Annotated in this window: 20 protein-coding genes; all 20 read left to right on the top strand. The window is 63.2% G+C overall.

The annotated features are described in order from the left end of the window. The 20 genes from BLS61_RS16450 to fliE all read left to right on the top strand — a co-directional run bounded on the left by BLS61_RS16450 (position 1) and on the right by fliE (position 24,475). A complete protein-coding gene (locus BLS61_RS16450; RefSeq protein WP_090432634.1) occupies positions 1 to 1,791 on the top strand; it encodes a thiamine pyrophosphate-binding protein in 1,791 nt (596 codons plus the stop codon). Positions 1,792 to 1,793: 2 nt separating this feature from the next. Then, a complete protein-coding gene (locus tag BLS61_RS16445; protein WP_208598813.1) occupies positions 1,794 to 2,675 on the top strand; it encodes a sugar phosphate isomerase/epimerase family protein in 882 nt (293 codons plus the stop codon). After that, a complete protein-coding gene (locus tag BLS61_RS16440; RefSeq protein ID WP_090432629.1) occupies positions 2,672 to 3,727 on the top strand; it encodes a Gfo/Idh/MocA family protein in 1,056 nt (351 codons plus the stop codon). Before BLS61_RS16445 ends, BLS61_RS16440 begins: the two co-directional genes overlap by 4 nt. Further along, positions 3,720 to 4,550 (top strand): SDR family oxidoreductase, encoded by an 831-nt coding sequence (locus tag BLS61_RS16435; RefSeq protein WP_090432626.1) that lies wholly within the window; start codon positions 3,720 to 3,722, stop codon positions 4,548 to 4,550. Before BLS61_RS16440 ends, BLS61_RS16435 begins: the two co-directional genes overlap by 8 nt. Continuing rightward, on the top strand, positions 4,544 to 5,413 hold the full coding sequence (locus tag BLS61_RS16430; RefSeq protein ID WP_090432623.1) for a class I SAM-dependent methyltransferase: 870 nt from the start codon (positions 4,544 to 4,546) through the stop codon (positions 5,411 to 5,413). Before BLS61_RS16435 ends, BLS61_RS16430 begins: the two co-directional genes overlap by 7 nt. 10 nt (positions 5,414 to 5,423) lie before the next feature. Beyond that, positions 5,424 to 6,467: an NAD-dependent epimerase/dehydratase family protein gene (locus BLS61_RS16425; RefSeq protein ID WP_167358744.1), complete on the top strand. Its 1,044-nt coding sequence runs from the start codon at positions 5,424 to 5,426 to the stop codon at positions 6,465 to 6,467. Positions 6,468 to 6,480: 13 nt separating this feature from the next. Then, a complete protein-coding gene (locus BLS61_RS16420) occupies positions 6,481 to 7,443 on the top strand; it encodes an FkbM family methyltransferase (RefSeq protein ID WP_090432619.1) in 963 nt (320 codons plus the stop codon). Between the two features lie 11 nt (positions 7,444 to 7,454). Continuing rightward, positions 7,455 to 8,759 (top strand): polysaccharide pyruvyl transferase family protein, encoded by a 1,305-nt coding sequence (locus tag BLS61_RS16415; RefSeq protein ID WP_090432617.1) that lies wholly within the window; start codon positions 7,455 to 7,457, stop codon positions 8,757 to 8,759. Positions 8,760 to 8,881: 122 nt separating this feature from the next. Next, positions 8,882 to 13,909 carry a glycosyltransferase gene (locus BLS61_RS16410; protein WP_244157969.1) on the top strand — a complete coding sequence of 1,676 codons (5,028 nt, stop codon included), beginning with the start codon at positions 8,882 to 8,884 and terminating at the stop codon, positions 13,907 to 13,909. Between the two features lie 246 nt (positions 13,910 to 14,155). Further along, positions 14,156 to 15,640, top strand: coding sequence for a flagellin (locus BLS61_RS16405; RefSeq protein ID WP_090432615.1), 1,485 nt, complete (start codon positions 14,156 to 14,158; stop codon positions 15,638 to 15,640). 72 nt (positions 15,641 to 15,712) lie between these two features. Beyond that, a complete protein-coding gene (locus BLS61_RS16400; RefSeq protein WP_090432613.1) occupies positions 15,713 to 16,117 on the top strand; it encodes a flagellar protein FlaG in 405 nt (134 codons plus the stop codon). A gap of 79 nt (positions 16,118 to 16,196) precedes the next feature. Beyond that, a complete protein-coding gene (gene fliD, locus BLS61_RS16395) occupies positions 16,197 to 17,663 on the top strand; it encodes a flagellar filament capping protein FliD (protein ID WP_090432611.1) in 1,467 nt (488 codons plus the stop codon). A 3-nt stretch (positions 17,664 to 17,666) separates the two neighbouring features. Then, positions 17,667 to 18,059: a flagellar export chaperone FliS gene (gene fliS / locus BLS61_RS16390; RefSeq protein ID WP_090432609.1), complete on the top strand. Its 393-nt coding sequence runs from the start codon at positions 17,667 to 17,669 to the stop codon at positions 18,057 to 18,059. Positions 18,060 to 18,162: 103 nt separating this feature from the next. Next, positions 18,163 to 18,543, top strand: coding sequence for a flagellar export chaperone FliS (fliS, locus tag BLS61_RS16385; protein ID WP_017361938.1), 381 nt, complete (start codon positions 18,163 to 18,165; stop codon positions 18,541 to 18,543). Between the two features lie 25 nt (positions 18,544 to 18,568). Then, on the top strand, positions 18,569 to 18,862 hold the full coding sequence (gene fliT / locus BLS61_RS16380; RefSeq protein WP_090432607.1) for a flagellar protein FliT: 294 nt from the start codon (positions 18,569 to 18,571) through the stop codon (positions 18,860 to 18,862). A gap of 257 nt (positions 18,863 to 19,119) precedes the next feature. Further along, positions 19,120 to 20,595 (top strand): sigma-54 dependent transcriptional regulator, encoded by a 1,476-nt coding sequence (locus tag BLS61_RS16375; RefSeq protein WP_090432605.1) that lies wholly within the window; start codon positions 19,120 to 19,122, stop codon positions 20,593 to 20,595. Between the two features lie 225 nt (positions 20,596 to 20,820). Then, positions 20,821 to 22,035 (top strand): sensor histidine kinase, encoded by a 1,215-nt coding sequence (locus BLS61_RS16370; RefSeq protein WP_090432603.1) that lies wholly within the window; start codon positions 20,821 to 20,823, stop codon positions 22,033 to 22,035. 3 nt (positions 22,036 to 22,038) lie between these two features. Beyond that, the gene (gene fleR / locus BLS61_RS16365; RefSeq protein ID WP_090432600.1) at positions 22,039 to 23,454 is read left to right on the top strand and encodes a sigma-54-dependent response regulator transcription factor FleR; all 1,416 of its coding nucleotides are present in this window, start codon (positions 22,039 to 22,041) and stop codon (positions 23,452 to 23,454) included. A 250-nt stretch (positions 23,455 to 23,704) separates the two neighbouring features. Then, a complete protein-coding gene (locus BLS61_RS16360; protein ID WP_090432597.1) occupies positions 23,705 to 24,010 on the top strand; it encodes a GIY-YIG nuclease family protein in 306 nt (101 codons plus the stop codon). Positions 24,011 to 24,145: 135 nt separating this feature from the next. Further along, on the top strand, positions 24,146 to 24,475 hold the full coding sequence (fliE, locus tag BLS61_RS16355) for a flagellar hook-basal body complex protein FliE (RefSeq protein WP_090432595.1): 330 nt from the start codon (positions 24,146 to 24,148) through the stop codon (positions 24,473 to 24,475). The last annotated feature ends 7 nt before the right edge of the window (positions 24,476 to 24,482 follow it).

Raw genomic sequence — 24,482 nt, 5'->3', positions numbered from 1 at the left:
ATGCGTGTCGCTGATTACATCTTCGAATTCATCGCCAACCAGGGCGTCGGGCATGTGTTCTTCCTGCCCGGTGGCGGGGCCATGCACCTCAACAACGCCTTGCTGCGTCAACCACGGCTGACTGCCGTGAGCATGCTCCACGAGCAGGGCGCCGCGATTGCCGCCGAAGGCTATGCGCGCACCAGCGGTAAGTTCGGTGCCTGCCTGGTGACCTCCGGCCCGGGTGCGACCAACGCCATTACCGGCCTGGCCGGTGCCTGGTTCGAATCGACGCCGGCGCTGTTCGTTTCCGGCCAGGTCAAGCGTGCCGACCTCAAGGGCGACAGCGGCCTGCGTCAGCTCGGCACTCAGGAACTGGATATCGTCAGCGTGGTCACGCCCCTGACCAAATATGCGGTATGCCTGCTCGATCCATTGCGGGTGCGCTACGAGCTGGAGAAGGCGCTGCACCTGATGCTCAGTGGGCGCAAGGGCCCGGTGTGGCTCGATGTGCCGCTGGATGTGCAGGCCACCGAGATCGTGCCTGAGCAGTTGATCGGCTATGCGCCTGAGGCGGACGAACAGCCGTCAGCGCCGGACGAAGCCGCCGTGCTCAGGTTGCTGCAACGCCTGCGCCAGGCCCAGCGTCCGGTGCTGTTGGTGGGCAATGGCGTGCATGCCGCTGGGGGCGAAGCCGCCATGCGCGAGCTGATCGAGACGCTGGGGCTGCCGACGCTGACCACCTGGATCGGCGCCGATCTGCTCGAGTACGAGCACCCGCTCTACGTCGGCCGCTGCGGCACCGTGGCCCAGCGTGGCGCCAATTTCAGCGTGCAGAACGCCGATCTGGTCCTGGCCATCGGTTGCCGCATGGACTTTTCCATCACCGGCTTCAACCGCAGCCACTTCGCGCGCCAGGCCGAGATCGTGGTGGTGGACATCGATCCGGCGGAAATCGCCAAACTGGGCGACATGCCCGACGAGCGCTTCGTCTGCGATGCGCGGGTGTTCATGCAGCAACTGCTGGCCGCCAGCGCTGCGCAGGCGCTGGATTGCCAGAGCTGGCGCGAGCGCTGCCAGGCCTGGAAGGCTGCCTACCCGGTGGTGTTGCCCGAGTACCGCAAGCCCAGCGACTACGTGAACACCTACGTGTTCAGCGAAACCCTGTCCGAGGCGATGGCCGAGGGCGACCAGATCATCCCCGGCAGTTCCGGGGCGGCGCTGGACACCTTCTGGCTGTCGGTGCGTCTCAAGCGTGGTCAGCGCGCGGTGGCAACCGGTGGGCTGGGCTCGATGGGCTATGGCCTGCCGGCGTCAATCGGTGGCTGCCTGGGTAGCGGTAGCCGACGCACCATCTCGGTCGATGGCGACGGCGGTTTCGTGATGAACATCCAGGAACTGGAGGTGGTGCGCCGCCTGCGCCTGCCGATCAAGTACTTCGTACTGAACAACAACGGCTACGCCTCGATCCGCGCTTCGCAGGGCGGCTACTTCAAGCAGACCATCGGCTGCGACCCGGATTCCGGACTGACCCTGCCGGATATTTCCGCCCTGGCCACGGCCTTCGGCCTGCCGGTGCGCCGCATCGACGGCAAGGCCGACCTGCGTCAGGCCATCGATGAGGCGCTGGCGCTTCAGGGACCGGTAGTCTGCGAGGTGATGGTCGAGCCCGACCAGGCCATCGGCCCGCGCATCACCTCGAAGATCGGTCAGAACGGGGTGATGGTCTCCAGCCCGCTGGAGGACCTGTTCCCCTTCCTGGAGCGCGACGAGTTGCGCGCCAACATGCTGATTCCGCTGGTGGATGATTGATGATGAGCGACTACCTGAGCCAATACGCCGACGCCGGCCTCTACACCATGCAGGGGCGTCTGGGCGCACCGGAAGAAGGGCGCTTCCAGTCCTTCCCGCGTCAGGGCTGGCGCCTGGAAATCGCTCGCGCCGCCGAGATCGGCCTGCGCGGCATCGAATGGATCTATGACCTGTTCGGCGAGGGCGCCAACCCGCTGGAAACGGCGCAAGGTCGCGAGGAACTGCGTGGCCTGCTGGCCCAACACGGCGTCGCCGTCGTGTCGATCTGCGCCGACTACTTCATGGATCGTCCGCTGCTGCGCTGCAGCCAGGCGGAGAACGCCGAGCTGCTCGAACGCCTGCAGTGGTTGCTGGGTATCTGCCCGGAGATGGGCGTGGGCCGCGTGGTGCTGCCCTTCGTCGATGCCTCGCGCATTCGTGACGAAAGTGAGCGCGATCAGGTGGTGGCCAACCTGCGCCAGGTGCTGCCACAGGCCGAGCGCCATGGCGTCGAACTGCACCTGGAAACCGACCTGGCGCCGCAGGCATTTCGTGAGCTGCTCGATTTGCTCGATCACCCGCTGGTCAAGGTCAACTACGATGCCGGCAACAGCGCCTCGCTGGGCTATCGCCCGGCGGATGAATTTTCTGCCTATGGCGCGCGCGTCGGCAGCGTGCACATCAAGGATCGCCGCCTGGGCGCCACGACCGTGCCGTTGGGGCAGGGCGATACCGATTTTCCCAGCTTGCGTGAGCAACTGATCCAGTACGACTACCGTGGCGACTTCGTCCTGCAGGTCGCCCGTGGCAATGCCGGTGACGAGGCGCGCTGGCTCGCCAGCATGGCAGCGCTGGCGGCCGGCTGGCTGCGCGGTACGGCCCTCAACGAGAGAAAAACATCGTGAAGATTCTGTTCTGTGGCCTGGGCGGCATTGGCCAGCGCCACTTGCGCAACCTGCGCCAACTGCTCGGTGATGAGCTGCAGGTGCATGCCTACCGTGTGCGCGGCCAGCGTATCAAGCTGCGTGACAACCTGACTGTCGACGAAGGCGCCGACCTCGAGCGCGACTATGCCATCGTCGTGCATCACGACCTGGCCGAGGCGCTGGCGGAAAAGCCGGCTGCCGCCTTCATCTGCAACCCCAACTCGCTGCATGTGCCGGTGGCGCTCGAGTGCGTGCGTGCCGGCGTGGCGGTGTTCATGGAAAAACCGCTGGCCAGCGATCTTGCCGGCATCGGCCAGTTGCTGGCCGAGGTGGAGCAGCGCCGCCTGCCGTTCCACGTTGGCTACAACTTTCGCTTCCATCCCGGATTGCAGCGCATCAAGGGCCTGCTCGAAAGCGGTTTCTTCGGGCGCCTGCTTAGCGTGCGTTCGGAGATCGGCGAGTACCTGCCCAACTGGCACCGCTACGAGGACTACCGGCAGATGTACGCCGCGCGTGCCGACCAGGGCGGCGGCGTGATCCTGTCGCAGATACACGAGATGGACCTGATCTACTGGTTCTTCGGCCTGCCACGCAGCATCGTCACCCATGGCGGCCAGCTCAGCCACCTGGAGATCGACGTCGAGGACACCGCCTCGTCGCTGATGCGCTGCGACGGCGCCATGGGCAGCTTCCCCATCCTGTTGCATCAGGACTACCTGCAGCGCCCGCCGGTGCGCTGCTTCAAGATCGTCGGCGATGCCGGCTATGCCGAGATCGACCTGCTGGCCAACCGCTTGCGCGTATATGGCGCCGAGGGCGAATTGAGCGAAGCGAACGACTTCCCCGGGTTCGTGCGCAACGACATGTTCCTGGCCCAGGCGCGGCATTTCCTCGATTGCGTGAACGGTTCGGCCACGCCGCAGGTCAGCCTGCACGACGGCCTGCAGAGCCTGCGCCTGGCATTGGCGGCCTTGCGCTCGCTGAAGGAGGGCAGGGAAGTGGCACTGAGCGAGGTGAATGTGCATGGCTAGCGTGGACAGTCTGTTCCGTCTGGACGGCCGCGTGGCCGTCATCACCGGTGGCGCGGGCCTGCTGGGTTATCAGCATGCCGCGACCATCGCCGGGCTTGGCGGCATTCCGGTACTGCTGGACATCAACGGCGAAGCCCTGGCTGCCAACGCCGCCAGGCTGGCCGAGGAAACCGGCTGCCAGGCGCCGACCCGGGTGGCTGACATCACCGACCTGCAGGCGCTCGAGGCGGTCGGGCAGCAATTGTTGGCCGAGCATGGCCGGGTGGACATCCTGATCAACAACGCCGCGCGCAACCCCAAGGTGGAGAGCGCCGGCGACAAGGATTTCTCCCGTCTGGAGCATTTTCCCTGGGAGCAATGGCAACTCGACCTGAACGTCGGCCTCGGCGGCGCATTCAACTGCGCCAAGGTCTTCGGTGCGCAGATGGCGCAGCAGGGGCGTGGGGTGATCGTCAATATCGCCTCCGACCTGGGCGTCATCGCGCCGGACCAGCGCCTGTACCGGGTCGAAGGGCGTGAGGCCGAGCAGCAGCCGGTCAAGCCGGTGACCTACTCGGTGGTCAAGCATGGCCTGATCGGCCTGACCAAGTACCTGGCCACCTACTGGTGCGAACAGGGCGTGCGCTGCAATGCGCTCTCGCCCGGTGGCGTCTATGCCGGGCAGAACGATGTGTTCGTCAGCAAGCTGACGCAACTGATCCCGCTGGGCCGTATGGCCGAGGCCGACGAGTACCGGGGCGCCATCGCCTTCCTCTGCTCGGATGCTTCGGCCTACATGAACGGTGCCAATCTGGTGATGGATGGAGGGCGCAGCACATGGTGAGTCGAGAACTCATCGCCCGCCACTGCATCTGCTGTGCTGGCGAGCAACTGCAGCGTTCCCCGGCGGTGCTGATGCCCTTCGTCGCCCTGCGCGTATTCGGCCATGAACCGGTGGAAATCACTCCCGAATGGGGCCTGCGCGACCTGCGCCAAGGCATGGCCTATACGCTGTGCAACTCGTTGCAATGCCAGGAATGCGGCGCCCTGTTCCTCGACTATCGCTTCACCGACGAGCAGATGGCGGCGCTCTATCACAACTATCGTGACGAGCTGTACAACGCCCAGCGAATCCGCTTCGAGCCGAACTATGTCAACGTGATACCTCACTATCACGAGCGTGCCGCCTACCTCGACGAAGTCGAAGCCTGGCTCGCACCGCATCTGCCCGATGCTCCCGCGGTGCTGGACTGGGGGGGCGACAGCGGCATCAACAGCCCTTTCCGCGAGCGCAATCGCCTGCTGCACATCCACGATATCTCCGGCGTGGAACTGGTGCCCGGCGCCGAGCGTATCGAGCCGCAACTCATTGGCCAGCATCGTTATGACCTCGTGTGCTGTAGCCAGGTGCTCGAGCATGTGTCCTTCCCCTATGACCTGGTGCAACGGATGCTGCCGGCCCTGCATCCGACCTCCCTGCTGTACCTCGAGGTGCCGCATGAAGCACTGATTCGTGAGCATCCCGGTAGTCTGGAGCTGGCACCGCTGAAGCGGCACTGGCACGAGCACGTCAATTTCTTCACCGAGACCGCGATGCGCCGCCTGCTGGGGCGCCTTGGCCTGCAGGTGGTGGACGTATTGCGCCTGCCGGTGGACGTCGGCTGGACCCGAGGCGAGGTCATGGGCGTACTGGCGAGGCTCGCCTGAGATGGGGCGCATGACTCGCCATCCGGTGATTGCCGAGGACCTCGAGCTGATCTTCTCTCGTCCCGAGGACTGGCGGCGTTTCGCGGGGCGTCACATTCTCATCGCCGGCGCTACCAGCTTCCTGGCGAGTTATCTGGTGGAGTTCTTCGCCTCGCTGAGCGAGCGCTGGCCGGAGTCCCCGGTGGTCATCCACGCCCTGGCGCGCAATCAGCAGAAGCTGCATCAGCGCTTTGCGCATCTGGCCGGGCGAGACTGGTTCCGGCCGATCATTCAGGATGTCTGCGCGCCGATGCCCGTCTTGTCGCAGCTCGACTTCATCGTCCACGCCGCAGGCGCCGGCAGCCCCCGGCAATATCTTGCGGACCCCGTCGGCACGCTGCGTTCCAATGTTCTGGGGGCATTCAATCTGCTGGAGTTGGCCAGGGAGCATGGTGCGCGCCTGCTGTTCATGAGCAGTGGCGCGGTCTATGGCCATGGTCACAGCGAGGAGGCCATCGGCGAGAGCGATTTTGGCGCCCTGGACCCGCTGGATGTCTCGGCCTGCTACGGTGAAGGCAAACGGGTGGTGGAAACCCTGTGTGCCGATTATCACCGCCAGTACGCCGTACATGCCGTGATTGCGCGCATTTCCCACACCTACGGCCCGGGGATCGCGCTGGACGATGGTCGCTCCTTCGCCGATTTCGTCGCCGACGCCCTGGCCGGGCGCGACATCGTGCTCAGCAGCGACGGCTCCGGGAGTCGTCCGTTCTGCTACGTGGCCGACACTACTGCGGCGTTCCTGATCCTGCTGTTGCGGGGGGAGGGCGGCAGTGCCTACAACGTCGGCCTGGATCAGGAGACCACCATCCTCGATCTGGCCAGGCTGATCGCGCGGCTTTCTCCAACGCCTGGTCTCAAGGTCAGGCACCTGCCACCCAGTACGGAGCGACAGGCGCTGTTTCGCGCTGGCGGCCATTTCGACCTGGCGCGGATGGAGCGCCTGGGCTGGCGGCCGGTTATCCTGCCCGAGGAAGGTTTCGAGCGAACCCTGCGTTATTTCATTGAGCCCTGAACGGTAAACCGACATGGAAAAGACACTTCATAATCGCTTGATCCTGGCTCGGGACCGCTACAGGGCCGGTGAGATCGACAAGTACCAGTACGCCGGGTATCTGAACGACCTGCATGCCGGGCTGTTCGACTACGTTGCCTTCCTGGCCGACAGCGATGTGGCCGAGATCCGCATCACAGCCCAGGGCGTCGAGATTCGCTCTGCCCTTCATCAGATCAGCATGCTGATGGACCCGGTAGATCTGCATTCCACGCCCTACACGCTGCTGGACTTCGGCAGCTACGAGACGGATGAGACCCGTTTTCTCAAGTCGGTTTTCGGCAATGGCGACGTGTTCCTCGACATCGGTGCGAACCTCGGCTGGTACTCCCTGGTTCTTGGGCGCAATTGCCCGGACTCGCGGATCTTCGCCTTCGAACCCATTCCAAGCACTGTCGAAGCGCTTGAAAGGAACATTGGCCTCAATGCCCTGCACAACGTGGAGCCGATCTGCATGGGCATGTTCAACGAGGAAGACGAATTGAATTTCCTCTACGCGCCGGATGTGTCGGGCGCCACCTCGCTCAAGGTCACCGGGCAGACCCGGGGGCGTACAGAGATCCAGAGCGTGACCTGCCGCACCACCACCCTGGATATCTTCTGCGCCGAGCGCGATATCGTTCCCACATTGCTGAAGATCGACGTCGAGGGTGCCGAGCTGATGGTGGTGCAGGGGGGGCATGAGACTCTGCAGCATACCCCGATCATTCTGATGGAGCTGTTGCGCAAGTGGTCGCGGGAATTCGGCTATCACCCCAATGACGTGTTCGCCTTGTTGGCGCAATACGGCTACGGCGCCTGGGTATTCAGCGCCGACGGTTCGCTGCAAGCCTGTGATCAGGTGACCGAAGAGACCGTCCAGACCAACTACGTATTCCTGCATCCGCACAAGCACGCCGAAGTGATTGCCCGCTGGGCGGTCGCTTCCACTCGATAGAGGTTCAACCGATGCTCGCGCCTGCGGCCATGAAATATGGCCTGATCACCAATGTCATGACGTTCGGCCACCTCACGTCGGGAAGCCGGAGCAACCTGGGCGACGATATCCAGACCCACGCCGTGGAACACCTGTACGCCAGCATGGGCATCGCGCCTGAGCAGATCGTGCGGCTCAATCGTTACGAATTCCAGCAATACGACGGGCGTCACGGCTACATCCTGATGCCGATGTGTGGCTACTTCACCCTGGGCAACGCACAAAGCCCCTTGCCGCTGTCACCCTACATCATCCCCGTCTACTTCAGTTTCGGTCTGTCCAGCGATGTCGACGATCCCGTGCAACTGGATCATTTCCGCCGACACGAACCCATCGGCACTCGTGACGAGCGCGTCATGCACATGTTCCGCTCGCGCGGGGTGGCGGCCTTTCTGTCGGGGTGCCTGACCATCACCTTTCCCCGCCGCGAGCGCGCGCCCACCGACGGCAAGGTGTTTCTCGTCGACGTACCGGATGAGGTACTCGAGCACATGCCCCGGGCGCTTCTCGACAAGTCCGAGCGTCTGACGCACGTCTACCCCTACGAGCGCATCCCCTCCGATCAGGAAGAAGCCGATCGGCTCGATGCCCTGGCGCGCGAATTGTGCAGGCGCTATGCCGACGAGGGGGCGCTGGTCGTGACCAGTCGCCTGCATTGCGCGGCACCCTGCATTGCAATGGGTATCCCGACCATCGTCGTGGCTCACAACATCAGCGATCGCTTCGCCTGGCTGGACCGTTTCGTGAAGATTCATACCCGGGAAACCTTCGCCGAGATCGACTGGAATCCGAGCGTGCCCGACCTCGAAGAGGTCAAGCAGAAGATCCGCAGTGCAGCCGCCCGGCAGATAGAGTTCGCTCGCGAGCGGTGGGCGCCATGGGCTGAAATCAGCGCGTTCTACGAAGAGCGCGAGCGCAGCCGCTACAACCACCTGATGGAGCAGGCGTTGCGCCGCTCCTTGCCCGACGCTACTGCACCGCTGCGTTTCGCCTTCTGGGGGGCCAACACCCACGGCGTGCGTTTGAGCCGAGCGCTACGGGAACTGCGCCCCGGCAGTGAGCTGGTGGTGGTAGTGGATGAATACCTGCAGGCCGACAGCTTCTGTGGTGTGCCCGTGGTGCGTTCCGATGCTCTGCCGAGATTGCGGCAGGAGGGCGTCTATGTGTTCATTGCAACCTATGCAGGGCGTGACTATGCCGAACGGCATTTGCAGCAGGCGGGGGTCGAGCATGGTTGTCTGTTCGATGACCTGCTCACCTTCCACGCGCTCTCGTAGGCCATGCGGTCAACAGGGATAATTCGCCCGGCCAGCCCGGGAACGCCTTGCTCGAAGGCATGCGGCCCACGGCAAGTTCCGACGCCGATGCCCTTGCGGGGCGCAACACAATGACAGGGGGCATGATGCAGAGTGAAGTGATGGTCGGAGGTCGTTGCCTCGACAGGCCGTGGCGGGTAGGTATCGCAGGCGTGGCCTGCGATGATCCCGAGCAGCTTTTCGTCCTCGACGAAGCATCCTGGCAGCCTTTGCTGCTTGAGCTGCCCTGGCGGCAGCTGCAGGCCTATGGCGATGCCCATGGGCTGATTTTCGAGCGCCTGGTGACGGGGCAAGAGGTGACGCATGACGCCCTCCTGCTCGTGGCAGGCGTCCCGGCCGGGCCAGCGCTCGTTGCGGCGAACCCGCAGGTGCGTCGCTATCTTCTGCTGCGGGGCGCGCAGCCACGTTTTTCCGCCGAGCAGGAGGCCTCGTTCGCACGCATTTTCCTTCCGCTCGGCGAGCCCTTCACCGATGGCCGACTCGTTTGCCTGAACCAGCCGCTTAATCTGCCGGTATCGCCATCCAGCGCATCGCACTGGGCAATCTGCGCCGATGCACCCGAGTTGCCGGGGTTGCTCTCGCCGCAGTGGCGTGAGTGCCTGGAAAAGGGCAGCGTACCTGTGCACCTGGGCGATTGGAACGTGCCCGAGTGGTTACCGCAAGGCTGCTACATCGATGCTCGGGGCTGTGCGGGTGAGCCGGAGATCAACGCACGCTGCAATGCCGAGGTCGGCGCCGCAGCTGCAGTGCTGCAGGCGTTCTTCACCGACAGGCGCAGTTATCCCCATTCCATCGAGTGCTGGATCGTTGCGCTGACCGCCGCCATCGCCGGTGATGCCGCCGCCGTCCGCGGCAGCGTGCCGTTGCTCAGCGTGATCATCCCGACCTACAACCACGGTCGCTTCCTCAGGCAAGCGGTGTCCTCGGTGCTGGAGCAGGGGCTGGAGGATATCGAGATTCTCGTTCTGGACAACGCCTCGACGGACGGCACTCCAGAGATCATGCGGGCCTATGCGGACGAACCTCGTGTGCGTTATCTGCGCAATCTGCGCAATGTCGGCCCCAGCTACAACGTGCTCAACGGCATCCAGCTTGCTCGCGGTCGCTATCTGTCGATGCTGATGGCCGATGACTTCTACAACCCCGGCTACCTGTCGCGCCTCTTGCCCCGATTGTTGCAAAAGCCCGAAGCCGTCGTTGGCTACACCGCGATACGTTGGGTCAACGAGCAGGGCGAGGCACTCGCCGCACCCAGGCATCCGGGCTATCGCAACGATGACTATGACGGCGGCCGCAACGAAGTGGCGGAGCTGCTGATTCATGACAACTACATTCCTCCGTCGGCGGCGCTGATCCAGCGAGCGCCATTTCTCCAGGTCTGGCGACGCGATCCTCGGCTCAATGGCGCCGGTGACTGGCTTTCCATGCTGCAGGTGGCGGAGAAGCACCCCGATTTCATCTTCCTGAGCGAGCCCGGCGTCACCTATCGGGCTCACTCGGCACAGCTCTCTACCGAGTTCTACTCGTCGAATGCGCCGCTGGCCGATCACATCCGCCTGGTTGAAGGCGTTTTCGAGCGCAATGCTCAGGGCAAGTTACGAGGTCGGGAGCGCGACGTGGCGGCGCACCTGCGCCGACGTCTGGCCCTGTATCCCGATGAGCTCGAGTCGCCGCTGGGCGTTCGCGTACGGCTCCTGTGCGAGCGGCTCGAGGCGCTCGCGGCGTTTGACGAGCGAGCGCTGTTCTCCATCATCCTCACCACCTACAACCGCCCCGATCTGCTGCAGGACGCCCTGGCCAGTGTCGGCAGCCAGACGCTGCGCGACTTCGAAGTCATCCTGGTCAATGACAACGGCGAGCCGGTGGAGCATTTGCTGGCTGCCTACGATTTCCCCATCACCTATATTCGCCAGGGGCGCAACCAGGGCCTGTCCGCGGCGCGTAACGCGGGGCTGGCGCTTGCTCGTGGGCGCTACATCGTCTACCTCGACGACGACGACATCTACCTGCCCAATCACCTGGCGGTGCTGGCCGAGGCGTTCGAGCGCCATCCCGATAGCGTCATCTATACCGGGGTGGAATACGTCAACGAGAAGCTGGAAGACGGCCAGCGCATCGAGCTCGGCCGTGGTCAGCCGTTCAAGCACGAGGTGTTCGATCGCGATCGTCTGTTCGTGCAGAACTACATTCCGGTCAATACCTGGGCGCATCCGCGGCAGATGCTCGCCAGCGTCGGCGAGTTCGATACCGGCCTTGCCGCGTTCGAAGACTGGGACATGCTGCTGCGCCTGGCCACGCGTTATCCCTTCGTGCACGTCCCGACCGTGACCAGCGAGGTTCATACGCGGGCGCCTGGTGCGGGCGGCGACCACATGCTGGGGCGCGAGCGCAAGAACTTCCCGGCGCTGTACCGCGAGCTCTACGAACGTTATTCGGGCTCTGCGAGCGAGGGCCTGCAGCGCGGCCGCCAGCAGATGCTCGAGAGCCTGGGCGAGCGCCCCCGGGGCGGCCTGACGCAATGGCTGGCCGAGCGTCTGCCGACGGCGACCGAGAACCGCCTGATCGCCGAATACCTGCAGGATCACCAGGGCGGGCCGCTGATCGGCATCGTGGTGCTCGATACCGACGGGCAGCCCGAACGGTTGATGGTCACGCTGAAGAGTCTGATCGGTGAACGCTGCCTGTACGCCACTTTGCGGATACTGGTAATCACACCCTCCGAAGTGCCGGCCACTTCGGCTGCGGACAAGCTGCATTTCCTGCGCCTGAGCGACGAGCCCCTGGCGACGCAGATCAACCGTGCCGTGCAGGCCAGCGATTGTCAGTGGTTCATGCTGGCGCGCGCCGGCGACGAGTTCACCCAGAGCGGGCTGATGATCGCCGGGCTGGAATTGACCACCAATCCCGATTGCCGTGCCGTCTATGGCGACCAGTTGCAGCGCTTGCCCGATGGCGGCCTGGGGGCTGCCTTTCTGCCGGGTTTCAACCTCGACCTGCTGCTCAGCTTCCCGATGGTGATGGCGCGTCACTGGTTGTATCGCCGCGATCTGTTCCTGGCCGTCGGTGGCTTCGACGCCGAATATCCCGAGGCCTTCGAGTTCGAACTGTTGACCCGCCTGATCGAGCAGGAAGGGCTGAACGGGTTGGGACACATCGACGAGCCCATGCTGATCACCGATGCACCAGCGTTGCTCGATAACGCCGATGAGCGTCGGGTGATAGAACGCCATCTGGGCAACCGCGGCTACCAGGCCCGGATCCTGCCCGGCTTGCCGGGTCGCTACCGGGTGCACTACGGCCACGCCGCGAACCCGCTGGTGTCGATCATTCTGGCGACGGACGTGCCCCTGGCTGCCCTGCAGCGCTGTACCGACAGCCTGCTGGAAAAGACCGCCTACGGGCATTACGAGTTGCTGCTGGCCGACAGTGGCAACCGTCCGGACGTCAGCGCCTGGCTGCGTGACGTAGCGGCTCTGGGGGACGACAAGGTGCGTGTGATCGGCGTCGGGGCGGGGCTGGCGCAGAACCGTGCTGCCGAACAGGCGCGCGGTGAGTACCTGTTGCTGCTGTCCGGCGAAGCGGCCATCGTCAATGCCGATTGGCTGGGCGAGTTGCTCAACCATGCCCAGCGTCCCGAGGTGGGTGTGGTGGGCGGCAAGCTCCTCACGGCGAACGGCCGTATCGCCCAGGCGGGGCTCCTGCTGGGCCTCAACGGCCCGGCCAGCCCTGCATTCGCTGGCGAGCCGATGGAGGCGCCGGGTTACCTGCAGCGCCTCCAGGTGGACCAGAATTACACCGCGGTCGGCGAAGACTGCCTGATGGTACGCGCAGAGGTCTTCCACCATGTCGGCGGCATGGACGCCACCCTGGCCGCCTACCGCGATGTCGATCTGTGCCTGCGGGTGCGCGATGCAGGCTACCTGACGGTCTGGGCAGCGAACGCCATTCTCCTGCATGAGGCCAGGCAGGAAGGCGCCAGCACCGAGGCGCAGGACGCGCTCTATGATCGGTACCTGCCGCAGTTGGCCAACGATCCGGCCTACAACCGCAACCTGGCATTGAGTGGCCCCGGCTTCGATCTGGAAAGCGACGTGTCCCTGACCTGGCGCCCGCTGAGCTGGAGGCCGCTGCCGGTGGTGCTGGCTCATCCTGCCGATCCCTGGGGATGCGGCCATTACCGGGTCATTCAGCCGTTCTCGGCGCTGAAGGAGCAGGGCCTGCTCGATGGCACCTTGTCCATGGGCCTGCTGCAGGTGACGGACCTGGAGCGTTACGCTCCCGATGTGGTGGTTCTGCAGCGCCAGATCGGTGAGGAGCGCCTGGACGCCATGCGCCGTATCAAGCGCTTCTCGCGAGCATTCAAGGTATATGAACTGGATGATTACCTGCCCAACCTGCCGCTCAAGAGCGTGCACCGGGGGCAGATGCCGCGGGACATTCTCAAGTCGCTGCGCCGCGGCCTGGAATTCGTCGATCGTTTCGTCGTCTCCACTCAGCCGTTGGCAGAGGCGTTCGCCGGCCTGCACGACGACATCCGGGTGGTCGAGAACCGTCTGCCGACAACCTGGTGGAAGGGCCTGCAAAGCCAGCGCCAACGCGGACGCCAGCCTCGGGTAGGCTGGGCGGGTGGCGTGAGCCACACCGGTGATCTGGAGCTTATCGTGGATGTCGTTCGCGAGCTGGCAGGGGAGGTCGAGTGGGTATTCATGGGCATGTGCCCGGATGCCATCAGGCCGTACGTTAATGAATTTCACGGCGGTGTCGATATCGAGGGTTATCCGGCTGCGCTCGCGAGCCTGGATCTCGACCTGGCATTGGCGCCGGTGGAGCCGAACCTGTTCAACGAGTGCAAGAGCAATCTGCGCCTCCTCGAGTACGGTGCCTGCGGTTTCCCGGTGATTTGCAGCGATCTGCTGTGCTATCGCGGTGATTTGCCGGTGACGCGGGTCAAGAACCGCTTCCGCGATTGGGTCGATGCCATCCGCATGCACATCAATGACCTGGATGCTGCTGCGCAGGCGGGGGATCGGCTACGCGAGGCGGTTTATCGTGACTGGATGCTCGAAGGCGAGAATCTGCACCGCTGGCAAAGGGCGTGGATGCCGGATTGAGCAGGCAAGGATCGTCGAGCGCTGCAAAGGCGCTCGACGGTTTTCAGTCAGGGCGGCCAGGAAAGGCTGGTATGGCTAGTTAAGTGATTGACTGAGAAGAATAAAAAAAAGCTGAAAATTGTCTCTAAAGCTCCTTAGGCAAGCGCCGATAAAGAGATCGAATGCGAACTCTCTGGGCGTCTGAGCATGCAGGCCCGAGCTCGCAAGCTCAGACAAACGGTTCTAAGGTCATCTGGAGGCAATACCATGGCCCTTACAGTCAACACTAACGTTGCGTCTCTCAACACTCAGCGTAACCTGAACACCTCGTCCAAAGGCCTGGATACTTCCCTCCAGCGCCTGTCCACCGGCTATCGCATCAACAGCGCCAAAGACGACGCTGCCGGTTTGCAGATCGCCAACCGCCTGACCAGCCAGATCAGCGGCCTTGGCGTGGCTACCCGTAACGCCAACGACGGTATCTCCCTGGCGCAGACCGCTGAAGGTGCACTGCAACAGTCCACCGGCATCCTGCAGCGCATGCGTGACCTGGCGCTGCAGTCGGCCAACGGCTCCAACGGCGCTACCGAACGTGCTGCTCTGCAGGGCGAAGTCGCCCAGCTGCAACAGGAACTGAACCGTATCGCTGACACCACCAGCTTCGGTGGTCGCAAGATCCTCGATGGCAGCTTCGGTTCGCAGAGCTTCCAGGTCGGTGCCAACGCCTACGAAACCATCAGCGTTTCCATCGGCTCTGCTTCTACCGATCGCATCGGCATCAACCGCTTCACCACCTCCGGTGGCGCTGCTCAGGCCACCGCTTCCGGTGCCACTTTCAGCGCCACTTCGGGCAGCGCCTACGGCAGCTCTTCGTTCAACATCAACTCCAAGCTTTCCAACGGTGATGTCGCCATTAGCGGCGCTGCCAGCGGCTCGGCCAGCGAAGTGGCTCGTGCGATCAACTCGAAGAGCGACGAGACCGGCGTAACTGCCAACGCTCGCACCGTGGCCGTACTGGGTGGCATCACCGCTTCCGGCACCGTCTCCTTCAACCTCTCCGGTCTGACCAGCAAGTCGAAGGACAGCGATGCAGCTACCGTATCGGCGGTCGTCGACGATGTAACAAACCTGTCCTCGTTGGCTGATGCCATCAACCGTGAAACCGGCAAAACCGGCATCTCGGCAGTCTCCAAAGGCGGCACCATCGAACTGGTCAGCTCGCGTGGCGATGCAATCAGCATCAGTAACTACGCCGGTTCGGGTGGTGCGACTCTGCAGGCCAAGAGCTTCGACGGTGTGGACAACGTGGGTGCCGCAGCGACCATCGTCGCAGGTGGCGGTGCACGCGCCGACGGCCAGGTTCAGCTCGAGGCAGCCGATGCCTTCCAGGTCACTGGCCTCACCGGCGGTCTGGGTGCTGACGGCTTCAGCCAGCTGGATGCGGTGAACACCATCGACATCAGTACGGCCACCGGCGCTCAGGACGCTCTGGGTATCATCAACGGTGCGATCTCCAACATCGACAGCCAGCGTGCTCAGCTCGGTGCCGTGCAGAACCGCTTCGAGAACACCATCTCGAACCTGCAGAACATCGCTGAGAACTCCTCCGCTGCTCGTAGCCGGATTCGCGACACCGACTTCGCTGCCGAAACTTCGGAACTGACCAAGAATCAGATCCTGCAGCAGGCCGGTACCGCGATCCTGGCTCAGGCCAACCAGTTGCCGCAGGCCGTGCTCAGTCTGCTGGGCTAAGGTCAAAGGCGCTAGACTACGGGGGAAAGGGCCTGGCTCTTTCCCCCGTTACCTCATTGTGAGGAGCAATTTATGGACGTCGGTTCGATTAAAACCTCTGTAAATCCCACGCTTGCACGTGATAGCGGCCTGTCGAGCAACGTCGATGCGCGTCAGAAGATCTCCAGTGCCGGCGCTGCCATGGTTTCCAGGACTGCCGAAGAGGCGACGCAGCAGCCCGAGGCCAGGGTAGTGGAGCCGCCTCAGGAAATCAGTCGCGAACAGGTCGAGGATGCTGTTGCGACCATTCAGGAGTTCGTTCAAAGCGTGCGACGTAGCATCAACTTCGCTGTCGACGACGGTTCCGGTCGAGTCGTGGTGAAGGTGACGGATGCGGGATCGGGTGATGTGATCCGACAGATTCCATCGGAGGAGGCGCTCAAGTTGGCAGAGAACCTGTCGGAGGTGCGCAGCCTTCTGTTCAAGGCCGAGGCGTAGTTCATGGTCTTGGCATGAGTTTTGACTGTTATCCGGTTGTTCCGCGGATACGGTCGGATTTTTGACGAGGTACAGCATCATGGTAGGGATTACAGGTGTAGGTTCAGGCATCGACATCGACACCATCGTGAAAACGCTGGTGAATGCCGAGAAGGCGCCCAAAACCAGTCAGCTTGATCGTCTGGAAAAGCAGACCACCACCCGAATCTCTGCGATCGGTACGCTGACCGGCGCGCTCAATACCTTCAAGTCCGCTGTCGATTCGCTCAACAAGACTTCCTTGTTCGAAGCCCGAACAGCCAGTTCGTCGAGCAGCAGCACGCTGAAGGCGACCGCTACCAGCACTGCGCCGGCTGGTTCCTACAGTGTCCAGGTGCAGCAGCTCGCTGCCAGTAGCAAGGTGGCCTTGCAGTCCGTTTCCACCTCCGGCAGCACGGCCGCCACCTTCAATAGCGGTACGCTGGAAATCTCCGTCGGTACTACCAGCATAAGCGTGGACGTTACCGCGGCCAACAACACCCTGGCCGGTATGCGTGACGCTATCAACGAGGCTGGCAAGAGCAGCGGCATCAGTGCCTCTATCATCACCGATGACTCCGGCTCGCGTCTTGTCCTGAGTTCCACCAAGACCGGCGCTGGCAACGATATCCGGGTGGTCGCCGAGGAAGACGGCGTGACTACCGGCAGCAACCTGCTGACCACCCAGAACTTTGCCCCGACTGCCGACCCGGCCAACGCGGGCGCCTTTCTCAAGCCCGACTCCACGAGTGGTGCCGGCGGCGTCATCACCCAGGCCAAGTCTGCACGCCTGACCATTGATGGCTTGCAGGTGGTGCGTAGCAGCAACAAGATTTCCGATGCCCTGGAGGGCGTCACCCTGGATCTGCTCGCGGCGCAGAGCAGCACCGATCTGACTGACGGCAAGACCATCAACATCACGGTCGGCGTGGACAAGGCGGGTGTGAGAAGCAGCCTGCAAAAGTTCGTCGATGCCTACAATGCCCTGATCAGCACCACCGCCCAGTTGACGGCCTTTGTTCCGGTAGACGGGTCCAATCCCGTTACCGGGCCGCTGTTTGGTGACACCTCGGTGCGCGGACTGCTGTCCGGGCTACGCAACGAGCTGGCCAACACTTCCGGGCAGGACGGTATCAAGGCGCTTGCCGAACTGGGCATCACCACCGGCAAGGATGGCAAGCTGTCCCTGGATGACACCAAGCTGACGGCTGCATTGGACAGGGATTTTGATCAGGTGGGTAGCTACCTGGCGGGCGATAATGGCCTGATGGGGCGCCTTTCCAGCTTCACCTCCAGTTATGTCGCCACCGACGGTGTGCTCAAGCAGCGTAACGATGCCCTGCAAGTCACCAAGAAGGATATCGACAAGCAGCGTGAATCGCTCAACAAGCGCGTGGAGAGCCTGCAGGAGCGCCTCTATGCCCAGTACAACGCCATGGACTCCCTGGTCGGTCAGCTCAAGCGCACCAGCGAAAGCCTGAGCGGCATGCTGGCCAACCTGCCCGGCTTCGTCAGAAAGGATAAGTAAGTCATGAGCAAGAACCCCATCGATGCCTACAAGCAGGTCAAGACCAGCCAGGAGGTTTCTCCCTATCGCACCGTGCAGCTCCTGCTCGAAGGCGCGCTGCAGCGCGTGATGCTGGCCAAGCATGCGCAGGCCGAGGGCGATACCGAGATTCGTGGCATGGCGGTGGGTAGCACCATCACCATCCTTGGCGTGCTACAGGCTGCCCTGGACAAGGAGCTGGGTGGCGAAATCGCCGAGAATCTGGATGCACTTTACGATTACATGACCCGCCGTCTGGCAGGTGTCGCGCTGGACGATACGCCGCGCACGCTGGACGAAGTTCAAGCGCTGCTCGGCGATATCAAGAGCGCCTGGGATGCGATCGGGCCGGAGGTCGAGCCGGCGCCTGCCGGTTGATCGCTCGCTGTTGGCTGGCCGTTTTCAGCGACAAAAACGCTAAAGCTTTGTGCCACAGGGCCGATACCTGGAGTATCAGCCCACCGGTAGAGCGAGAGCGACTATGAACGCAATGGCGGCCCTCAAGCAGTATCAGACCGTCAACAACCAGGCGCAGGCCGCAGAGGCCAGCCCGCATCGACTGATTCAGATGTTGATGGAGGGTGGGTTGTCGCGCATCGCTCAGGCGCGAGGTGCCATGGAGCGTGGGCAGACGGCGCTGAAAGGGGAGTTGATCGGCAAGAGCATTGCCATCGTGGCGGGACTGCGCGAGAGTCTCGACCATCAGCAGGGCGGCGAGCTGGCCGGCAACCTCGATAGCCTGTACGAGTACATGATTGCCCGTTTGACCGAAGCCAATGTCAGCAACGAACCGGAGCTTCTCGAGGAAGTGTCGGTATTGCTGCGTAACGTCAAGCAGGGTTGGGATGCCATCGCCCAGTGATGGGCGGGCATCGAAGGAGAAGCGAATGAGTTCATCCGTCCAGCGTTTGGAAGCCACAGGGTCGGCCATGCGTGATGCGCTGGCCAAGCAGGATTGGGCCGCGATCGGCGAGCTCGACCTGCAATGCCGTCTGGCAGTCGAAGCGGCCATGGTCGACAGCCGTGACGAAGAGGACCTGCGCAGCGGTCTGGAAAATCTCCTGGCCCTGTACCGCGAACTGGTAACCGTCTGTCAGACCGAGCAGCAGCGTCTGGCCAGTGAGCTGGTGCAGCTCAACCAATCCCGCCAGGGCGCCAAGGTTTATCAGCTTTTCGGTTGATTGCCGCGTGTTCGCCGAGTTTAGCCAGCAGGTTGGGCTCGGTCGCCTCTCTCCACGATCTGCCATTTCCTGTTTTCAGCGATGGGCGCGACCTGGCTTTGCAAGGCGCTACCCAGCCAAGGCGCTTGGCGGGCAAAAAAGTTACGTCATAAATTTGACTGACTTCAATTTTTTGACTTTACTAGTGGCTAATTGCCGGTGCGCGCTAAAGATCTGGCGCATCCTTCCCCTCACTCCTCGAGTCAGACAAGCACAAGATGTGGCGTGAAACCAAAATCCTGTTGATCGATGACAATGCTGTGCGCCGCCACGAGCTGGCGATCATTCTGAGTTTTCTCGGGGAAGAGCATCTGGCCTGCAGCAGTCAGGATTGGCGCAGTGCCGTGGCTGAGCTGGGCTCCAGTCGAGAAGTGCTCAGCGTTCTGCTCGGTGATGTCGAGGCCAAGGGCGGGGCACTGGAACTGACCAAGCAGATCGCGGGCTGGGACGAGTTCCTGCCGCTGTTGACGGTCGGTGAATCCAGCATCGCCGAGTGGCCGGAAGATCTGCGCAGGCGCGTGCTGGCCAGTCTGGAAACTCCGCTCAGTTACAACAAACTGCTCGATTCCCTGCATCGCGCCCAGGTCTATCGTGAAATGTACGACCAGGCCCGTGATCGTGGTCGCCAGCGCGAGCCCAACCTGTTCCGCAGCCTGGTGGGCACCAGCCGTGCCATCCAGCAGGTGCGGCAGATGATGCAGCAGGTGGCCGATACCGAAGCCAGCGTGCTGATCCTTGGTGAGTCCGGTACCGGCAAGGAAGTGGTGGCGCGCAACCTGCACTATCACTCCAAGCGTCGCGAGGCCCCCTTCGTGCCGGTCAACTGCGGCGCCATCCCCGCCGAGTTGCTGGAAAGCGAATTGTTCGGCCACGAAAAGGGTGCCTTCACGGGCGCCATCACCAGCCGGGCAGGGCGCTTCGAGCTGGCCAACGGTGGCACGCTGTTCCTCGACGAGATCGGCGACATGCCGCTGCCCATGCAGGTCAAGCTGCTGCGCGTGCTGCAGGAGCGCACCTTCGAGCGTGTGGGCAGCAACAAGACGCAGACGGCCGATGTGCGCATCATCGCCGCTACCCACAAGAACCTGGAGAAGATGATCGAGGACGGCAGCTTCCGCGAGGACCTGTACTACCGCCTCAACGTCTTCCCCATCGAGATGGCGCCGCTGCGAGAGCGCATCGAAGACATCCCGCTGCTGATGAACGAGCTGATCTCGCGCATGGAGCACGAGAAGCGTGGCTCCATTCGTTTCAACTCCGCCGCCATCATGTCGCTGTGTCGTCATGACTGGGCAGGTAACGTGCGCGAGCTGGCCAACCTGGTCGAACGCATGGCGATCATGCATCCCTACGGCGTGATCGGCGTTGGCGAGTTGCCGAAGAAGTTCCGCCATGTCGATGACGAGGATGAGCAGCTTGCCGCCAGCCTGCGCGACGAGATGGAAGAGCGTGCCGCGATCATGGCCGGTCTGCCGGGGCTGGATACCCCGGCCATGCTGCCGCCCGAAGGCCTGGACCTGAAGGATTATCTCGGCAATCTGGAGCAGGGACTTATCCAGCAGGCGCTGGATGACGCCGGCGGCGTGGTGGCGCGCGCGGCCGAACGCCTGCGCATCCGCCGCACCACCCTGGTGGAGAAGATGCGCAAGTACGGCATGAGTCGTCGCGACGAGGAAGGTCAGGACGAGGAGTGACTGGTCTGGGGGCGGCCGTGCAGCTTTACAAGTCATGCTCCTGTACTGCTGGTGCGCATGGCGCCCCCTGCTAGTGATTGCTGACCCAAGAGCCGGAGCTTTGACGCAAGCTCCGGCTTTGTTTTTTCAAGTCATTGATAAACAAGGATAAAAAAGTAGGCACGGGGATTGCTAAGGCTCTCGTATCCGACCGTCTTCTGACGGTGCGTCGTACGAGAGAAGCCGATGGAAGCCAACCTTCGTCCTACCGAGTCAGCCGAGCCGAGCCTTCCCGCGCCGCTCGAACAAGCCAGCCGCGCAGGACTGGAGCAGGCCTTTGCCCTGTTCAATCAGATGTCCAATCAGCTCAGCGAGTCGTACAGCCTGCTCGAGGCGCGGGTCAATGAGCTGAAGGGGCAGCTGGCACTCGTCAGCGCTCAGCGCATGCAGGAGCTGGCCGAAAAGGAGCGCCTGGCGCATCGCCTGCAAAGCCTGCTGGATCTGCTGCCTGGCGGGGTGATCGTCATCGACGGTCAGGGCGTGGTGCGCGAGGCCAACCCGGTGGCGCGCGCCTTGCTCGGCCAGCCGCTGGTTGGCATGCTCTGGCGCCAGGTGATTGCTCGCAACTTCGCCCCGCGCGAGGACGATGGTCACGAAATTTCCATGCGCGACGGCCGTCGTCTATCCATCGCCACCCGTTCCCTGCATGGCGAGCCCGGGCAGCTCGTGCTTCTGACCGACCTGACGGAAACCCGTCGCCTGCAGGATCAGCTGTCTCGTCACGAACGTCTTTCCGCACTGGGGCGAATGGTCGCCTCCCTCGCGCATCAGATTCGCACGCCGCTGTCCGCTGCATTGCTCTACGCCAGTCACCTCAATGAGCAGGTCCTGCCGGCCGAGCAGCAGCAGCGTTTTGCCGGGCGCTTGAAGGAGCGCTTGCACGAACTGGAGAACCAGGTGCGCGACATGCTGATCTTCGCTCGCGGCGAACTGCCGCTGCCGGATCGCCTGTCGCCGCTGACCCTGTTCGACGCATTGCGCGCCGCTGCCGATGCCCATGTCGGCGACATGGCCGTGCGCTGGCAGTGCGACGTGCGCGAGGGCGAGTTGCTGTGCAATCGCGACACGCTGGTCGGCACCGTGCTCAACCTGATCGACAACGCCATCCAGGCGGCCGGCCGCGATGCGCGTCTGAAGATTCATCTGTATCGCCGCGACAGCCAGCTGCGCCTGTGCGTCAGCGACAACGGGCCGGGTATGAGCAAGGACACCCTGGCGCGCCTGGGCGAACCCTTCTTTACCACCAAGACCACCGGAACCGGCCTGGGCCTGGCGGTGGTCAAGGCGGTGGCGCGTGCCCACCAGGGCCAGCTGCTGCTGCAATCACGCGCGGGTCGTGGTACCTGCGCCATCGTTTCTCTGCCGCTGCAAGACGCGGCGACTCACTCGAATCAGGAGTAATCCATGGCTACCAAAGTCCTGCTGGTCGAAGACGATCGCGCGCTGCGCGAAGCCCTGGCCGATACCCTGTGCCTGGGGGGGCATGATTATCGGGCGGTCGATTGTGCCGAGGCGGCATTGCTTGCCTTGACCGAAGAGCCGTTCGGGCTGGTGGTCAGTGACGTCAACATGCCGGGCATGGACGGGCACCAGCTGCTGGCGCAGATTCGCAGCCGTTACCCGCAATTGCCGGTGCTGCTGATGACGGCCTTCGGCGCGGTGGAAAGGGCGGTGGATGCCATTCGCCAGGGGGCGGCCGATTATCTGGTCAAGCCGTTCGAGCCGCGCACGCTGCTGGAACTGGTGGCCAGGCATGCCCTTGGCAAGCTGACAACGGGGGATCGTGACGGTCCGGTAGCGCTCGAGCCGGCCAGCGTACAACTGCTGGAGTTGGCGTCGCGCGTGGCGCAGAGCGATTCGACGGTGATGATCACCGGTGAGTCCGGTACCGGCAAGGAGGTGTTGGCGCGCTACATCCACCAGCAGTCGCCACGTGCCTCGGGGCCTTTCATCGCCATCAACTGCGCGGCGATTCCCGACAACATGCTCGAGGCCACCTTGTTCGGTCATGAGAAGGGTGCCTTCACCGGTGCGGTCACCGCGCAGCCGGGCAAGTTCGAGCTGGCCGATGGCGGCACTATTTTGCTCGACGAGATTTCCGAAATGCCGCTGGGCCTGCAGGCCAAGCTGCTGCGTGTGCTGCAGGAGCGCGAGGTGGAGCGCGTAGGGGCGCGCAAGCCGATCAACCTGGACATCCGCGTGCTGGCCACCAGCAACCGTGACCTGGCCAGCGAAGTGGCGGCCGGACGTTTCCGCGAGGACCTCTACTATCGTCTGTCGGTTTTCCCGCTGGCCTGGCGGCCGCTGCGCGAACGACCTGCCGACATCCTGCCGCTGGCTGAGCGACTGCTGGCCAAGCACGTCAAAAAAATGAATCAGGCGCCGGTGCGTTTGTCCGAGTCGGCTGCGCAGAGCCTGGTACAGCATCAGTGGCCGGGTAACGTGCGCGAGCTGGATAACGCCATCCAGCGCGCATTGATTCTGCAGCAGGGCGGAGTGATTCAGGCGCAGGACCTGTGCCTGCATGCGCCTGTCGGCCAATCGGTGCAAGGTGCGGCACCGCGCCTGGCCGTGGTACCGAGCGTTGCGCCGCCAATGGCGCAACCGCTGGAGTCGCCGGGTGCGGTCGATGCCGGTGCGCTGGGCGAGGATCTTCGCCGTCGCGAGTTTCAGGTGATCATCGACACCCTGCGCGCCGAGCGTGGTCGCCGCAAGGAGGCCGCCGAGCGCCTGGGCATCAGCCCGCGCACCCTGCGCTACAAGCTGGCGCAGATGCGTGATGCCGGCATGGATGTCGAGGCGTATCTCTACGCCAGTTAGTTTGCCGACCTGGGTAAGTAGGACCTGCGGCTGATAGGGTGGAATCCCCGCGTTCGCGGGAGTAGCCTCGGGTTTTCTATCACCGTCATCCCCGCGAAGGCGGGGAACCAGCGGCGGCGCTCAGGTTGTCCTGGCTTATTGAGCGATTATTTGTCGTTCGGGCTTGAATCGACCGTTGAATAGGTTTCCTTGCTCACGCAGGGCACAATCTGCAAAGGACTGCAGCATCAAACAACCAGCCGTTTACATTATGGCCAGCCAGCGTAATGGCACGCTCTACGTCGGAGTTACCGCGGATTTGCTGCAGCGTATCTGGCAGCATAGAGAGGGATCGCTTGAGGGCTTTACGCGCCGCTATGGCGTGAAGTTGCTGGTGTGGTACGAGCAGCATGGAAGTATGAGTGACGCGATAGCCCGGGAGAAGGCGATCAAGAAATGGAATCGTGCCTGGAAGCTGCGTCTGATCGAGGAGCGAAACCCGCATTGGCAGGATCTCTGGCCGGTGATTATTGGTGATTCGTCTCTTGCTGCTGGGTCCCCGCCTTCGCGGGGATGACGGTCGTTATCCCCTTTATCTGCTTGTCCTCGGTCTGATTCCCATAAGCCGCCTGTAGCCGCTCTTTTGGCACCCTTGTTGCTAATACCCCTGCATAGCGCCGCTAGCGTCAAAAAGCGGGCAGTGGAGGAAGTCATGAGCCAGGGTGTCGAATTCAATCGCTTGATGCTGGAAATGCGAGCCATGCAGGCCGAGGCCATGGCCCGGCAGAAGCCGGCTGTCAGCGAGCCAGTGCCGGGGGCGCCGAGCTTCTCGGAAATGCTCGGCCAGGCGGTGAACAAGGTCAGCGAGACCCAGCAGGCTGCCAGCAAGCTCGCCACTGCCTTCGAGATGGGGCAGAGCGGGGTCGATCTGACCGACGTGATGATCGCCTCGCAGAAAGCCAGCGTATCCTTCCAAGCCATGACCCAGGTGCGTAACAAGCTGGTCCAGGCGTATCAAGACATCATGCAGATGCCGGTCTGAGGGTTGA

It is taken from the genome of Ectopseudomonas guguanensis, from assembly GCF_900104265.1.
Lineage (GTDB): Bacteria > Pseudomonadota > Gammaproteobacteria > Pseudomonadales > Pseudomonadaceae > Aquipseudomonas > Aquipseudomonas guguanensis.
The sequence above is the reverse complement of the archived record's forward strand: the minus strand, read 5'-3'. Positions and strand labels throughout refer to the sequence as shown.

Excerpts from the sequence above, each read along its gene's own strand:
- BLS61_RS16450 (WP_090432634.1), top strand. The coding sequence starts at position 1 with ATGCGTGTCGCTGATTACATCTTCGAATTCATCGCCAACCAGGGCGTC.
- BLS61_RS16445 (WP_208598813.1), top strand. The coding sequence starts at position 1,794 with ATGAGCGACTACCTGAGCCAATACGCCGACGCCGGCCTCTACACCATG.
- BLS61_RS16435 (WP_090432626.1), top strand. The coding sequence starts at position 3,720 with ATGGCTAGCGTGGACAGTCTGTTCCGTCTGGACGGCCGCGTGGCCGTC.
- BLS61_RS16430 (WP_090432623.1), top strand. The coding sequence starts at position 4,544 with ATGGTGAGTCGAGAACTCATCGCCCGCCACTGCATCTGCTGTGCTGGC.
- BLS61_RS16425 (WP_167358744.1), top strand. The coding sequence starts at position 5,424 with ATGACTCGCCATCCGGTGATTGCCGAGGACCTCGAGCTGATCTTCTCT.
- BLS61_RS16420 (WP_090432619.1), top strand. The coding sequence starts at position 6,481 with ATGGAAAAGACACTTCATAATCGCTTGATCCTGGCTCGGGACCGCTAC.
- BLS61_RS16415 (WP_090432617.1), top strand. The coding sequence starts at position 7,455 with ATGCTCGCGCCTGCGGCCATGAAATATGGCCTGATCACCAATGTCATG.
- BLS61_RS16410 (WP_244157969.1), top strand. The coding sequence starts at position 8,882 with ATGATGCAGAGTGAAGTGATGGTCGGAGGTCGTTGCCTCGACAGGCCG.
- BLS61_RS16405 (WP_090432615.1), top strand. The coding sequence starts at position 14,156 with ATGGCCCTTACAGTCAACACTAACGTTGCGTCTCTCAACACTCAGCGT.
- BLS61_RS16400 (WP_090432613.1), top strand. The coding sequence starts at position 15,713 with ATGGACGTCGGTTCGATTAAAACCTCTGTAAATCCCACGCTTGCACGT.
- fliD (WP_090432611.1), top strand. The coding sequence starts at position 16,197 with ATGGTAGGGATTACAGGTGTAGGTTCAGGCATCGACATCGACACCATC.
- fliS (WP_090432609.1), top strand. The coding sequence starts at position 17,667 with ATGAGCAAGAACCCCATCGATGCCTACAAGCAGGTCAAGACCAGCCAG.
- fliS (WP_017361938.1), top strand. The coding sequence starts at position 18,163 with ATGAACGCAATGGCGGCCCTCAAGCAGTATCAGACCGTCAACAACCAG.
- fliT (WP_090432607.1), top strand. The coding sequence starts at position 18,569 with ATGAGTTCATCCGTCCAGCGTTTGGAAGCCACAGGGTCGGCCATGCGT.
- BLS61_RS16375 (WP_090432605.1), top strand. The coding sequence starts at position 19,120 with ATGTGGCGTGAAACCAAAATCCTGTTGATCGATGACAATGCTGTGCGC.
- BLS61_RS16370 (WP_090432603.1), top strand. The coding sequence starts at position 20,821 with ATGGAAGCCAACCTTCGTCCTACCGAGTCAGCCGAGCCGAGCCTTCCC.
- fleR (WP_090432600.1), top strand. The coding sequence starts at position 22,039 with ATGGCTACCAAAGTCCTGCTGGTCGAAGACGATCGCGCGCTGCGCGAA.
- BLS61_RS16360 (WP_090432597.1), top strand. The coding sequence starts at position 23,705 with ATGGCCAGCCAGCGTAATGGCACGCTCTACGTCGGAGTTACCGCGGAT.
- fliE (WP_090432595.1), top strand. The coding sequence starts at position 24,146 with ATGAGCCAGGGTGTCGAATTCAATCGCTTGATGCTGGAAATGCGAGCC.